Here is a 13,045-nt window from a genome sequence, read left to right on the forward strand (position 1 = left end):
CACGGCGGACCGAGCACGGACGAGGCCCCTCACCGTGGGTGAGGGGCCTCGTCCGTCGGGTGCTCCGAGCCGAACCGGTCAGACCGTGGCGAGCGCGCGGACCGGCGAATCCCGTGCGACCGAACGGGCGGGGATCGCGGTGGCGACCGCCGTGATCACGGCGCAACCGAGCACCACGATCGCCAGGATGCCCCAGGGCAGGGCGGGGCCGAAGAAGCCGACGCCCTTGACCGACGCGAACATGCAGTAGGTTCCGACCCAGCCGTAGAGAACCCCCAGCGGAATTCCGAGGCATGCGGCGGAGAGGGTCAGCTGGCCCGACTCCCCGAAGATCATGCGCCACATCTGTCCGGTCGAGAGCCCGATCGTCCGGAGCATGCCCAGTTCACGGCGGCGTTGCATGATGGCCGAACGCATATTGTTGGCGACGCCGATGACCGCGATGACCACGGCGAAGGCGATCATTCCGTAAACGAACAGCAGGGCGTTGTCGATCATCTGGTGGACCACCGCGATCTGGCCGGGGTCGTAGGCCTCGCTCGAGGCCATTATGTCCACGACCGACTTCACGGTGGATCCCACGGTTCCGAACATGACGACCAGCGTGATGCCGATGACCAAGCTCATGGAGGTGCGGGCCGACCGGAGGGGATACCTCTTCGCGTTGCCCACGGCCATCCGCCCCGGGGTCCCGTGGCCGATCACCAGCGCGGAGAGGCGGAAGAAGACCGGCATGACCCAGGCGGCGCCCACCGCGATGCCCGCGAAGGAGAGCAGCCCGCCGAAGACGGCCGGGAGAATCCCGACCGGGTTTCCGGCCGCGAGCAGCATCCCGCCGGCGATGAGCAGAGCGCCCATGCCGACGAGGGCGATCGAAGCGCCGAGCGCGCCTGACCGGCGGCGCAGGCTGCGCCCGGTGGGTTCCACCGTGCGCCGGGTTCCTTCCAACGGAGAGACGGACAGGACCGGCCGAGCTCCGTTCCACGCGGCCATCCAGCTGGTCACGACGACGATGACGGCCGGAGCAATCATCCAGGGGTTGAGGGCGGTGGATTGCAAGTCCAACCCCGCGTTCTTGGCCTCGCCCCACAGGGACAGCACCCAGGTCACGGCGGCGCCCAGAACCAGCCCGACCGCGGAGCCCACCAGGCCGATGATCAGCCCCTCACCGGCAATGGCTCGGCGCAACGTCGCGGCCTTGGCACCGATGAGCCGCATCAGGGCCAGCTGCTGAATGCGGCCGGCGACGACGATCGAGAAGGTGTTGACCACCACCATGGACGAAACGAAGAGGGCGACGGCGAAGAACGTCATCGAGGTCAACACGAGCATGACGAGCAACGTCCCACCGGCCTCGCCGGTCGGATCCGTCATCTTCTGGAGCAGGCCCACCGAACCGATGAGCCCGGAGCCGAACATCGAGCCGACGACGACCACCAAAAAGGTCGTCAGGTGCTGCTGGGGACGGTGGGTGAGTTCGCGCAGTGCGTCTTTCATGTCAGTTCACCTCCAGGGAAAGCATCCGCTGAGCGATATCTTCGGCGCGGGAGGCGCCGTCGCTCTGATCGACCAGGCGCCCGTCGGCGAGGTAGACGACGCGGTGAGCGTGAGCCGCGGCCTTGGGATCGTGGGTGACCATGACGATCGACTGACCGAGTTCCTGGGACGCCATGCGGAGCAGCTGCAAGACTTCCAGCGCCGAGCGTGAGTCGAGGTTTCCGGTCGGCTCATCCGCGAGGATCAGCGCCGGACGGGTGGCGAGCGCCCTGGCGATCGCGGCGCGTTGCTGCTGGCCGCCAGATAACTGGCTCGGGCGATGCCCCTGGCGTTCGGACAGGCCGAGACGTTGCAACAGTTCGTCGATCCAGCGCTTCTCCGCGGCATCGGGGGATCGGCCGTCGAGTTCGAAGGGCAGCAGAATATTCTCCCGGACGTCCATCGCCGGCATCAGGTTGAAGGCCTGGAAGACGAACCCCACCCGGCGCCTGCGGACCTCCGTCAAAGCGGCGTCGTCCAGGTGGGTGATTTCCTGATCTCCGATCCACACGCGGCCCTCGGTCGGGCTTTCGAGCCCGGCCATGAGGTGCATCAACGTGGATTTTCCGGATCCGGACGGACCCATGACCGCGACGAATTCGCCGGGTTGGACCTGAAGGTTCACATTTCGGACCGCGGCGACGGCCTGGTCGCCGCCGCCGTAGACCTTGCTGACGGATTCCGCGCAGGCGATCGGCAGACCGCCGGGGGCGTTCCCGGCCCGGTGGGGGATCGCGTCGGTGTGCTGGGTCATGTCGTCTCCAAAGGTGGTGGCTTGTGCTGACACCCTCCACTTTTCCCGGTCACGGGGCCGGGCACAGTGGAGCAGAGAAGATCATGGGGTAGAGACAGTTCTACTCTTGCGACGCCGCTGCGCCACGCCGGACCCGTCGAGGACCGGCGCGGCCGGCATCAGTGGAAGAACCGATAGGTGCCCAGGAGCAGCGAGGCGCCGATGGCGAGGATCGGTATGGCCAGGCCCAGGCAGAGCGCGACCCCGTCACGCCACGAATATGAGGGCCGGTGGACCCAGGTCCGCGGTCCCGCGCCGAATCCGCGCGCCTCCATCGTGATGGCCAGCCGGCTCGCGCGCCGCAAGGCCTGCACGATCAGCGCGAAGGATTGGGAACCGAAACCGGTAACTCGGCTCAGAACGGACCGATCGGTACCCAACCCCCGGGCCCGGCGGGCCGCGGCGAGGGTCTCCCACTCCGCGATGACGATCCCCACGAGGCGGAACGCCGCGACCGCGGAGAGGACAAAGCGCGCCGGGAGCCTGAAGGTCTGCGCCAGCGAGTCCCCGATCTCCCGGGCGTCCGTGGTCAACAACAGGAGAACCGAGATCATCGCGAGCGCCCCGCCGCGCAGGGCGATGGCCACGCCGAGGCTCAGAGAATCCGAGGTGATCAGTAACGGGCCGACGTGGAGCAGGGACTGTCCGGTCTTGGCCGCCAGAATCGCCGTGGCCCACCCGCTGAACAGCGCGGCCAGGAAGACCGGCCACAACCGGACGGCGATCTCCCACGGGTTGATTCTGTTGGTCGTCATGACCGTCAAGAGCCCGGCCAGGCCGATGGTCGCCGTGAGCCAATCGGCGCTGAGCAGAAACGCCAGGGTCAGCAACGCGCCCAGAAGGATCTTGACGGCCGGGTTGACCCGGCCCAGGCCCGAATCCGCGGCCGGCGCGCTATTCATCAGGTCGACCATGCGACGGTCCTTTCCACCGAGTCCTCGCGAGCGGTGCCCGGTCGCGGCTCCGGGGGCGCACCGCTGAGCCGATATTCCCGGCCTCCCAGGGCGGCGACGAAATCGGCATCGTGCGTCACCGAGACCACGGCGACGCCGTCTTGAAGCACCTCGCGCAAGAGGTCCACGAGAGCGGCCCAGGTCCTCGCGTCCTGTCCGAACGTGGGTTCGTCGAGCACCAGAACGCGGGGCCGCGCGGACAACGCCGTGCCGACCGACAGCCGGCGTTTTTCCCCGCCCGAGAGCGTGAACGGGTTGGCCTCGGCCACGTGGTCCAGGCCAAGCCGTTCGAGGAGTTCGGCCGCGGTCTCTTCGGGACTCTTGCGGGTGCCACCGTTGGCCTCGGCTTCCCGAGACGTCAGGGTGGCCCCGAGAAGAAGCTCGTCGCGGACCGTCGACTTCACGAACTGGTGTTCCGGCTCTTGGAACACCGTGCCGATGCGCGCGATCAGCTGGGTGGAGGACCAGCGGACCGGATCCCACGAGGCGCGACGCCGTCTCGGCCTCGGGGCCGTTGCCTGGTCCCTCAGCGCGTCGGAGGCGCAGACCCATCCGTGTGTCGGCTCGGCGAGACCCGCGAGGGTCAGGGCGAGCGTCGATTTTCCGGCACCGTTCGCCCCCGTGATCGCCAGGTGCTCACCGCGGCGGATCGCCAGATCGATGCCGCTGGCCGCCGCGGGTCCCGGGCGTCGCGCCGTGACCGGGGCATCCGGTGAGGCCAAGACCTCTCGGCGGCGCGCGCGGACCCACCGCCGGTCGGCGGGACGACGGGATACGGCCAGTTCGCGCGCCTCCACGAGGGTTTCCCCGGGGGCGCTTGCCTCCCCGGCGGCGGCGCGTGGCGTGTGTCCGGGGACCCACACCCCGGCGTCGATGAGTTCCCGGCGCGCATCCTTCAAGACCCGCTCGGGAGGCCCGTCGTGGCGTATTCCTCCCCCGGCGGCCAGCACGATGACGCGATCGACGTGGTCCGCCCACACCGCGACCCGGTGTTCGACCACGATCATCGTGGCCCCGTAGGAGCCCACGGCGTCCAAGACGGCGTCGCGGACCTCGATCACGCCGTCCGGGTCCAGGTTGGCCGTGGGCTCGTCCAACAGGAGCAGCCCCGGTTCCATCGCGAGGATCCCGGCGAGCCCCAACCGTTGCTTCTGGCCGCCCGAGAGAGCCGACGTGGGGTGCTCCCAGTCGAGGTCGAGGCCGACGGAAGACAGGGCCTTCCGGCAGCGCGGCACGATGTCCTCGGGGGCTACCCCCAGGTTCTCGGGGCCGAAGGCGAGGTCGTCGCCGATCCGGGACAGCACGATCGAGGACTCGGGGTCCTGCTGCATGAGCCCCACCCTGCCGCGGGCCTCGCGGGCCGGCCGGCCGTCGATGCTCAGCGTTCCGCCGGCGGCCTCGCCCTCTTCATCCTCGAGGACCCCGGCCATCGCGTGGAGGAGGGTCGACTTTCCCGCGCCCGACGGGCCCAGCAGCAAGACCTTCTGGCCTTCGGGGATCTCCAGGTTCACGCCGGAGAACGCGGGGGCTTCACGATCCGCGTGGTGCCACGAGAAATCGCGTGCGTCGACCCGGGCTCCGCGCCGGCTCACGCCCGCGCCCGTCGCGACCGGGCGTCGCGGCCCGCCGCGACCGAGGACAGAACACCCGTGGAGACCAGCGCCCGCGTCAGCACCCAGGCCAGGAATCCGGCGATGACCAGGCCCGAGATCACCGCAAAGATCACGTACATGATCTTGTACTGCGTCTGCCAGAAGGCGTAATACATGGCGATTTCGCTGATCGACATGAACAGGCCCGACACCGCGCCCGACGCGAGCGCGACCGGCCAGCCGAAGCGCCGGTAACGGAGGGCGGCAAAGACGACCTCGGCGCCCAAGCCCTGAACCAGGCCGGAGATCAAGACGGCAAAGCTGTAGTGGGTCCCGAGCAGGGCTTCGACGAGGGCCCCGACGAGCTCGCAGTAGAGCGCGGCCCCGGGTTTGCGGATGACCAAGCCACCCAGGACACCGGCGATCAGCCACCCGCCGCCGATCAGGCCGGACAGGGGCGGGAAGCCGGCCGTGGCCGTTCCCACGACCGGTGAGACGGCGTTGGACCAGATCCAGAAGATCACGCCGCAGACCACGGCCAAGACCGAGGCAATGACGATATCGATGACCCGCCACGCGGCTCGGGGCGCGGCCTTGGATGGGACGGTGTTCGGTGATGCGTTCACGATGTATCCTCCTGGGTTGGTCGTCAGGAGGGGAGGCCATACCCGGTGGTTCCGGGTACACCCGAGATCTCGACTCCCTACGCCGGTATGAACCGGATCAGGTCGAGGGTCTGCTTTCGCACTCTCAGCCTCCTACGAGGCTCCCCTGTCGTGTGGTGAACTCGGACCATCCTAACCGATTGTTTCTTCCGGCAGAATCGCCGTCCACTGTGGGACAAAGCGGAACCCGTGCGATTAGGCTAGAGAGAGCTGAACGTGACCGGCCGAACCACAGGCCGAAGACAGAGGAGAAATGCATGAGCAATCCCGTGATCAAGATCGGTTCCACCGTTGCATCGCTGGGCGGTGTCTTCGCCGCCAACAAGATCATGACCCTTGGCTGGAAGAAGGTCACCGGCAACGAACCGCCCGCCAACAACCCGGACCCGGAGGAGAGCCTTCGTGACGTCATCATCTGGACCGCGATCAGCGGCGTCGTTGCCACGCTGATCAAGGTCGGGGTCACCCGGCTCGCGGCCAAGATGGAGAAAAAGGAAGAGGTCGAGACCGGCGGCCAGGCAGAGGTCTAAGCCGAGGCATCTCGTTCAAACGGCGACGGGCGCGTGATGAGATCACGCGCCCGTCGTCGTCTTTAACCCTCGGACCGCGCCGGTCCGTCGGATGACTGCGAGCCGGTGCCCTGCCCCTCCTGGTCCAGGCCCGCGTCGGTCGGGCCGACGTCCCGGGGAGCATCCGCGGCCCCTTCCGGGGCTTCTTCCTGCTCTTCCTCGCGTTCCATCTTCTCGACGAGGTCGGCCAGCTCGTTGACGGTCAGCGAGGACGCGGCAAAGTGCCGGTTTCGGAATCCGGAGCGGCCGACCATGTGCGAGGACACCGGTGTGGCCAGCATCTGCAGGGTCCAGGCCAGGATCAACGCCGGCACGAGATTCCAGGTCCGCGACGCAAGAGCCAAACCGAGCAGCAACAGAAAGAGCCCGAAGACCTGAGGCTTGGCGCCGGGGTGCAATCGGGAGAGAACGTCCGGGAACCTGATGATGCCCACGGCGGCCCCCAAGGACATGAGGCACCCCACGATCAGGCACGCCCCGGTCACGACGTCCAGGATGGTATCCAGCATCTAGCCTCCACCTCCCGAGGCGCGGCCGTTGCCGCCTGGCCCACGCGAAGCGGGCGTGGTGCTGGCGGCCGACGAACCGCGGGCGTCGTCCTTCTCGCGTTGATTATTGGCGAATCGTGCGACGGTCACCGAGCCCAGGAATCCCACCAGGGAGATCACGATGAGCAGGGTGACGTTTTCGTAGCTGTCGCGATAGACCATGTCCAGGACCAGGCCGGCCCCGACGATCGCCAGGAGGACGTCGGAAGCAATCACCCGGTCCAGTAGCGACGGCCCCCGCGCGAGCCGGTAGATGGTGCCGATGGCCGCCAGCACCAGGATGATGCCGCAGATCGCGATCACGATGATCATCGTTCCACCTCGCTCAATCGACCGGCCTTGAGCGCCTGATGGCTCTCCTTGGTTCCCATCACGCGGATCACATAGGCCTCAATCATTCGAACGCTCCGTTGGAAACGGCGCACGTCCTCGTCGGACTCGATATTGATCACGTGGAAATAGATCGCGGCGTTGCGTCGGTCCACCTCGACCACGAGGGACCCGGGGATCAGCGACACGATGTGTCCGACGACCGTGATGAGGAGGTCGCTCTTGATGTCCAGCCGGACCGAAACCACCGCGGACTGCGGCGCCCCCTGGGGCCGCACCGCGAACCAGAGGATCTCGAAGCTCGCGACGCCGATCCACCAGATGAACTTGGCCGCCAGAACCGCCGCCCAGAAGGGATTGAACCGTCCCGATAACTGGACGGGAGGCAGATAGAACACCCTCACCAGAACGAAGGCCAGGATCAGCCCGAACAGCAGGTTTCCGATGGAAAAGTCGCGCCACATGGCGCCCCAGACCAACACGAGCCAGATCAGCAGAGGCAGCTCCGTGCGGAGGGTGTTCTTGGGTCGAATGCGTGGGGCCCTATGCGCCGAGGGGCTCATGTCAGTGGCCTCCTTCCGCGGCTGCCGCGCGGTCGTGACCGAGGACCGCCTCGATATACGTCTGCGGGTTGCTCAGGTTGTTCGCGGCCTGATCCGACAGGTCGAACAGCGGTCCGGCGAGCAGCGTGATCGCCACGCCCACGGCGACCAGGCCGATCGTCGACCCGATCATCGGCCGCGGAAGCAGAGTGACGTCGCGTCCCTTGTAGCGACGGGACTCGACGCTCAGCTCCCCGGAGGTCCGGACGCCGTAGTTACCGTCCTGGTCTTTGGCCAGCAGGATCGGGTCGGGGAACTCGGCGTCTTCCGGCTTGCGCCAGAAGACGCGGTTCCAGATTCGGGCCAGGGTCAGCAGGGTCAGCAGCGAGACGAAGACCCCTACCCCGGCCAACGCGTACCCCTGCCACGTGCCCGCGCGCACGCTCGCGTCGATGAGTCCGACCTTGCCGAGGAATCCGGAGAACGGCGGGATGCCGCCCAGGTTCATGGCGGGGATGAAGTACAGGATGCCCAGGATCGGCGCGATCTTGGCCAGTCCCGCGAGCCTGTCCGTGTTGGCGGAACCGCCACGGCGCTCGATCAGGCCCACGACCATGAACAGGCTCGTCTGAATCACGATGTGGTGGGCGACGTAGAACACGACGGCCATCAGGCCCTCGGGGGTCGACAGGGAAATCCCCCAGATCATGTAGCCGATGTGGCTGATCAGGATGAAGGACAGGGTTCTCTTGATATCGCTCTGGGTCAGCGCGCCCAGGATCCCGACGATCAGGGTCGCGGCGGCCACGAAGGCCAAGAGGTTGTCCACGGTGCCCCCGGGGAACAAGAGGGTCTCGGTGCGGATGATCGCGTAGACGCCCACCTTGGTCAGCAATCCGGCGAACACCGCGGTCACCGGGGCAGGGGCCGTCGGGTAGGAGTCGGGCAGCCAGAGCGAGAGTGGGAAGACCGCGGCCTTGATGCCGAAGGCCACCAAGAGCATCAGGTGAAGCTGTAGCTGGGTTCCCACGGGAAGGTCGGGCGCCTTGGCGGCGATATCCGCCATGTTCACGGTCCCCAGGGCGGCGTAGATCATGCCGATCGAGATCAGGAACAGCATCGATGAGATCACCGAGACCACGGTGTAGGTGACACCCGCCCGAATCCTCGGGGCGGTCCCCGACATGGTCAGGAGCACGTAGCTGGCCGTCAGCAGGATCTCGAAACCGACGTAGAGGTTGAAGAGGTCGCCGGCCAGGAACGCGTTGGACACGCCCGCCAGAAGCACCAAGAACGTGGGGTAGAAAACGGAGATCGGCGCGTCGCCGTCGCCGTCGGCCAGGCCCTGCCCGGTCGCGTAGATGAGCACCGCGAAGGACACCACGGTGGAGACCACGAGCATCAGCGACGAAAGCTGGTCGACCACCATCACGATGCCGAAGGGCGCGGCCCAGCCGCCCAGCGTCACGGCCTGGGGGCCGGTCCCCCAGGTCGAGATCAGCAGGGTAATCTCGAGCGCCAAGATCACGATCATCGCGATGATCGAGAGCAGGCGCTGAGCATTCGGGAATTTGTACAGCGTAAAGTTCAGGCCCGCCGCGAGGAGGGGAAGAACGACGGCGGCCGGGGCCAATTCAACGACGTTCATGGACGCCACTCCCCCCGGTCATGGTCGCCGCGGCCGAGATGCGAGTGGTGCTCGCTCGCGAGGCCGGGCGACTCGTCGGCGGCAACGCCGCGTGCGCTCTCGCGTCGCGACTGCTCCCTTTGTTTCCGCTGGCGATAAGCTTCCTCTCGTTGTTCCTCGGATCCCTCGAACTCGGACGGCTCGATCGGTGCGGCGTCGTCATCCTCCGGATCGTAATCCGGCTGCGCGGCCACGCGGCGGTCCTCGGCGTCGTCCATGATGTCGTCACGGCGTGAGAGCACCCAGCTGCGGTAGATCATGCCCAGCATCAGGGCGGTCACCGAGAACGAGATCACGATCGCCGTCAGGACGAGGGCCTGCGGTAGCGGATCGAAGTACTCGTCGGCCTCGCGGCTGAGATCGAAGAACGCCGGGATCCCCTTCAGACCACCGGTGTGAAGGATCAGGATGTTGGTGGCGTTCGTGATGAGCATGAGGCCCAGGAGGACCTTGGTCAGCGACTTCTCCAGCACGAGGTAAACCCCCACCGCGTAGAGAACGCCCATCACCAGGAGCAATGACGCATCGATCATGAGTCGGCTCCCTTCGTTTGGTCGTTGCCTCGCGTTCGAGGCCCTCGTGAGGCGGCGTGGGAGCCGTCCAGGTCTTCTTCCTCGCTGGTCGCCGTGACCGGTCCCGACGGAATGGCGACCGTCTGCGGCCCGCCGGCGCGGCGCACCTTGATGCGACGACGTTTGCGCCCGGTTCCCCGGGAACGTTCGCGCTCCTGGCGGCGCTCCTCTTCCAGGACCGCGTCGATCTTGCCGCCGAGGCTTCTCAGCACGTCCAGGACCAGCCCCACGACGATCAGGTAGACGCCGATATCGAAGATCGTGGCGGTCACGAAGTGGATCTCGCCGAAGACGGGCCAGTGCAGCTCGATCGCGTACGACGTGAAGACCGATCCTCCCCAGGCCAGCGGCAGGAGCGCGTAGAGGGCGGACAGGATCATGCCCGAACCCAGGAGCACGCCCGCGTTCAGGGGCGTGGCCTCCTCGAGCTCGTAGCGTCCCCCCGCGAGGTAGCGCAACCCCAGGGCCAGACCCGCCAGGAGCCCGCCCGCGAACCCGCCGCCGGGCAGATTATGCCCGGCCAGAAGCAGATACACCGAGGCCAGGACCACGGTGTGGAACAGCAATCTCGTGATGACCTCGAGCATCAGGGAACGGTTCTCGGGGGCCAAGGTCCGTCCCGCGACCAGGAACGGGTCCCTCTTGACGTTCATGAACCGACCGACGACGCGGGTTCCGGCGCTCAGGCCGGTGCGCCCCGCGAATTTCTTGTTGACGGCCCGGATGCGTCCTGTATCCAGCGCAGGGCCGTTGCGGCCCGCGTCCTGACGTCCGGCGATGAAGATGAGGCTCGCGACGCCGGTCGCGGCGAGGGCCAGCACCGAAATCTCCCCGTACGTATCCCACGCGCGCATATCGACCAGGGTCACGTTGACCACGTTTTTTCCGTGCCCGATCTCGTAGGCCAGCTTGGGCATTTCCAGGGAGATCGGAGTCGCCGTGCGCGAGGAAATGGAGAAGGCCGCCAGCGCCATCATGAACAGGCCAAAACCGACGGCGATGATCACCCGGGCCGGCCGCCGCGTGGTCTGGCGTTTACCGATCCCCGACGGCAACATGCGCAGCGCGAGAACGAACGCGATCAGCGAGATCGTCTCGACCAGCATCTGGGTCAGGGCGAGATCCGGCGCACCTCGCAGTGCAAAGATCAGCGCGAGCCCGTAACCGGTCACCGACACCATGAGGATCGCCAAGAACCTCTTATTCGCGCGAACGGCAATCAGCGAGGCGCCGATCATGACGGCCGCAATGGCCCATTGGGCGGGGGAATCCGACCAGTTGACGGGATTCAGCGGAGGAGTCTCGACGATGAACAGCCCGATCGTCGGCACCACGACGGCCGTCACGAGGATCACCGCGAGGTAGAAGCTCAGGGAACCTCGTTGGGTGAATCCCGTGACGCGGACGGCCATCCAGTCGATGAACCCGACGACCCCGCGATACGACGTATCGGCCGAGGTCACGGACGGCAGAGACATCTGCGCGCGCTGCACCGGCACCCGCGCCAGATACAACGCCAGGCCCGCAACGATGATGATCGCGGAGATGCCCAGCGGCGGCGTCAACCCGTGCCACAGGGCCAGGTGCTGGTGGATCTCCCCGGACTTCGCGGCGAATTCGCCGACCATCAGGTGAACCGGCTCGGGATAGATCCCCAAGACGATCGTCAGGACCGTGATCAGCCCGGGGGCCAGGGCGAAGGTGAAGGGGATCGCGTGGAAATCCGTCGCGTGGACGGAACCGCCCTGGATCAGGTCGGGGTGTGCGTCGTCGGGCTTCTTGGTCGCGAAGGCGCCCCAGATGAACCGGGCGCTGTAGGCGAAGGTCAGCACGGACCCCAGCGCGACGCACAGCAACACGACGGCGGACTGCCCCGGTCCCAGCGCGCCCATGCCCTGCGCCGCACCTTCCACGCCGAGCTCGAGGATCGACTCCTTGGAGACGAAGCCCGCCAGCGGCGGAATGCCGGCCATCGACGCCGCGGAGATCACGGCCATCACGAACAGGACCGGCGCTTTCCTCCAGATCCCGGACAAACGGGTGATCTCACGCGTGCCGGCCTGGTGGTCGATGATTCCGGTGGACAGGAACAGGACGGATTTGAAGAGCGAATGGGCGATCATCATGGCCAATCCGGCGTAAATCGCGTCGGGGCTTCCGATGCCCACGATCGTCAGGATGAAGCCGAGCTGGCTGACCGTCCCGTAGGCCAGGATCAGCTTGAGGTCGTATTGCTTCAGCGCCACGTACCCGCCGAAGAGCATCGTGAAGAGCCCGATGATCACGACGACGCCGGTCCACGGGGCCACCTCGGCGAATCCGGGGGCGAGTCGCGCGACGAGATAGATGCCCGCCTTGACCATCGCGGCCGCATGGAGAAATGCGGAGACCGGGGTGGGCGCGGCCATGGCCCCGGGCAACCAGAAGTGCAGGGGGAAGAGCGCGGATTTGGACATCGCGCCCACCAGGATGAGCACCAGGGCCGCGCCGACCACGACCCCGCCCGCCGGCGAGGCAATGGTCTCGGGGGCGCGGGCAACGACCTCGGAGAGAAGGTAGGAGTGGCTCGCGGCCGCCAGCATGATGATGCCGATGAACATCGCGAGCCCACCGGCGGTCGTCACGATCAACGCCTGGAGCGCCGCGCGTCGGGCGAAGAATCTGACGTGCGCGTAGCCGATGAGCAGATAGGACAGGATGCTGGTCAGTTCCCAAAAGATGAACATGACGATCATGTCGTCGGCGGTGACCAGCCCGAACATGACGCCGGCGAAGAGAACCAGTTGGGCGGCAAAGGACCCGGAGTATTGGTTCGTGTGTCGAAAATAGGCCGCGCAGTAGAAGATGATCGGTGCGCCGATCCCCAGGATCATGGCCGAAAGAATCCATGAGAGCGGATCAAGGCGGAACGTCAGCGAGATCCCGAGCTGGGAGATCCAGGGGTAGCTCTCGGTGAGAACGTGACCGCTGAAGACGGCGGGGGCCGTGGTGCAGAGCCAGACGAAGCTGACGGCGGGGACGATCGAGAGCGCGTAGAAGCACGTTCTACCCCAACGGCGAAAGCACGCCGGGGCGACGAGCGCCGCCAAAGCGTGGACCAGAATCACGATGCTCACGTGGCGCCCCCTCTGCCTGATCACGGTTCCAGTCCCGGTCAAGCTTATCAGCGGGGAAATTTGGTCGCCGACGGCCAAGCTCTGAGCTGATTGCTTTGCAGCGCAATATAAATTCCGCGGCGCGCATGCCTCGACCAGACCG

12 protein-coding genes and 1 riboswitch are annotated in these 13,045 nt (G+C 66.7%); of the genes, 1 reads left to right on the forward strand and 11 read right to left on the reverse strand.

Annotated features, from left to right (window positions below; genetic code table 11):
- Positions 1 to 78: 78 nt before the first annotated feature.
- The 5 genes from CURSPS6_RS07580 to CURSPS6_RS12810 all read right to left on the reverse strand — a co-directional run bounded on the left by CURSPS6_RS07580 (position 79) and on the right by CURSPS6_RS12810 (position 5,500).
- Entirely contained in the window at positions 79 to 1,497 is a 1,419-nt protein-coding gene (locus CURSPS6_RS07580) for an FtsX-like permease family protein (RefSeq protein WP_035810304.1), read from the reverse strand.
- A 1-nt stretch (position 1,498) separates the two neighbouring features.
- The gene (locus CURSPS6_RS07585; protein WP_051687727.1) at positions 1,499 to 2,290 is read right to left on the reverse strand and encodes an ABC transporter ATP-binding protein; all 792 of its coding nucleotides are present in this window, start codon (positions 2,288 to 2,290) and stop codon (positions 1,499 to 1,501) included.
- A gap of 158 nt (positions 2,291 to 2,448) precedes the next feature.
- Positions 2,449 to 3,243 (reverse strand): energy-coupling factor transporter transmembrane component T family protein, encoded by a 795-nt coding sequence (locus CURSPS6_RS07590; protein WP_152978084.1) that lies wholly within the window; start codon positions 3,241 to 3,243, stop codon positions 2,449 to 2,451.
- A complete protein-coding gene (locus tag CURSPS6_RS07595; RefSeq protein WP_051687728.1) occupies positions 3,231 to 4,874 on the reverse strand; it encodes an ABC transporter ATP-binding protein in 1,644 nt (547 codons plus the stop codon). The genes CURSPS6_RS07590 and CURSPS6_RS07595 overlap by 13 nt, the downstream gene beginning before the upstream one ends.
- The gene (locus CURSPS6_RS12810; RefSeq protein WP_235503694.1) at positions 4,871 to 5,500 is read right to left on the reverse strand and encodes an ECF transporter S component; all 630 of its coding nucleotides are present in this window, start codon (positions 5,498 to 5,500) and stop codon (positions 4,871 to 4,873) included. Before CURSPS6_RS12810 ends, CURSPS6_RS07595 begins: the two co-directional genes overlap by 4 nt.
- A 57-nt stretch (positions 5,501 to 5,557) precedes the next feature.
- Positions 5,558 to 5,657: riboswitch (TPP riboswitch) on the reverse strand.
- A 139-nt stretch (positions 5,658 to 5,796) separates the two neighbouring features.
- Here CURSPS6_RS12810 and CURSPS6_RS07605 point away from each other — a divergent pair.
- Positions 5,797 to 6,069 (forward strand): DUF4235 domain-containing protein, encoded by a 273-nt coding sequence (locus CURSPS6_RS07605; RefSeq protein WP_035810306.1) that lies wholly within the window; start codon positions 5,797 to 5,799, stop codon positions 6,067 to 6,069.
- Positions 6,070 to 6,131: 62 nt separating this feature from the next.
- On the opposite strand, the gene mnhG is transcribed toward CURSPS6_RS07605, so the two are convergent.
- Genes mnhG through CURSPS6_RS07635 form a run of 6 tightly spaced genes read right to left on the reverse strand, consistent with a single transcriptional unit; the run spans position 6,132 to position 12,903 of the window.
- The gene (gene mnhG / locus CURSPS6_RS07610; protein WP_152978085.1) at positions 6,132 to 6,617 is read right to left on the reverse strand and encodes a monovalent cation/H(+) antiporter subunit G; all 486 of its coding nucleotides are present in this window, start codon (positions 6,615 to 6,617) and stop codon (positions 6,132 to 6,134) included.
- Positions 6,618 to 6,968, reverse strand: coding sequence for a monovalent cation/H+ antiporter complex subunit F (locus tag CURSPS6_RS07615; protein WP_082470206.1), 351 nt, complete (start codon positions 6,966 to 6,968; stop codon positions 6,618 to 6,620). It abuts the gene before it with no gap.
- Complete coding sequence (locus tag CURSPS6_RS07620) at positions 6,965 to 7,549, reverse strand: Na+/H+ antiporter subunit E (RefSeq protein WP_051687729.1); 585 nt, start codon at positions 7,547 to 7,549, stop codon at positions 6,965 to 6,967. The genes CURSPS6_RS07615 and CURSPS6_RS07620 overlap by 4 nt, the downstream gene beginning before the upstream one ends.
- A 1-nt stretch (position 7,550) precedes the next feature.
- Positions 7,551 to 9,176 carry a Na+/H+ antiporter subunit D gene (locus CURSPS6_RS07625; RefSeq protein WP_030015298.1) on the reverse strand — a complete coding sequence of 542 codons (1,626 nt, stop codon included), beginning with the start codon at positions 9,174 to 9,176 and terminating at the stop codon, positions 7,551 to 7,553.
- Entirely contained in the window at positions 9,173 to 9,748 is a 576-nt protein-coding gene (locus CURSPS6_RS07630) for a Na(+)/H(+) antiporter subunit C (RefSeq protein ID WP_082470207.1), read from the reverse strand. The genes CURSPS6_RS07625 and CURSPS6_RS07630 overlap by 4 nt, the downstream gene beginning before the upstream one ends.
- The gene (locus CURSPS6_RS07635) at positions 9,745 to 12,903 is read right to left on the reverse strand and encodes a Na+/H+ antiporter subunit A (protein WP_051687730.1); all 3,159 of its coding nucleotides are present in this window, start codon (positions 12,901 to 12,903) and stop codon (positions 9,745 to 9,747) included. The genes CURSPS6_RS07630 and CURSPS6_RS07635 overlap by 4 nt, the downstream gene beginning before the upstream one ends.
- Positions 12,904 to 13,045: the final 142 nt, after the last annotated feature.

Origin of the sequence: Curtobacterium sp. S6 (assembly GCF_000710345.2) — a bacterium.
Classification (GTDB): domain Bacteria; phylum Actinomycetota; class Actinomycetes; order Actinomycetales; family Micrococcaceae; genus Rothia.

Bases quoted from the DNA above. Each gene is read 5' to 3' on its own strand.
- CURSPS6_RS07605 (WP_035810306.1), top strand. From the start codon at position 5,797: ATGAGCAATCCCGTGATCAAGATCGGTTCCACCGTTGCATCGCTGGGC.
- CURSPS6_RS07585 (WP_051687727.1), bottom strand. From the start codon at position 2,290: ATGACCCAGCACACCGACGCGATCCCCCACCGGGCCGGGAACGCCCCC.
- CURSPS6_RS07590 (WP_152978084.1), bottom strand. From the start codon at position 3,243: ATGGTCGACCTGATGAATAGCGCGCCGGCCGCGGATTCGGGCCTGGGC.
- CURSPS6_RS07630 (WP_082470207.1), bottom strand. From the start codon at position 9,748: ATGATCGATGCGTCATTGCTCCTGGTGATGGGCGTTCTCTACGCGGTG.
- CURSPS6_RS07620 (WP_051687729.1), bottom strand. From the start codon at position 7,549: ATGAGCCCCTCGGCGCATAGGGCCCCACGCATTCGACCCAAGAACACC.
- mnhG (WP_152978085.1), bottom strand. From the start codon at position 6,617: ATGCTGGATACCATCCTGGACGTCGTGACCGGGGCGTGCCTGATCGTG.
- CURSPS6_RS07625 (WP_030015298.1), bottom strand. From the start codon at position 9,176: ATGAACGTCGTTGAATTGGCCCCGGCCGCCGTCGTTCTTCCCCTCCTC.
- CURSPS6_RS07615 (WP_082470206.1), bottom strand. From the start codon at position 6,968: ATGATCATCGTGATCGCGATCTGCGGCATCATCCTGGTGCTGGCGGCC.
- CURSPS6_RS07580 (WP_035810304.1), bottom strand. From the start codon at position 1,497: ATGAAAGACGCACTGCGCGAACTCACCCACCGTCCCCAGCAGCACCTG.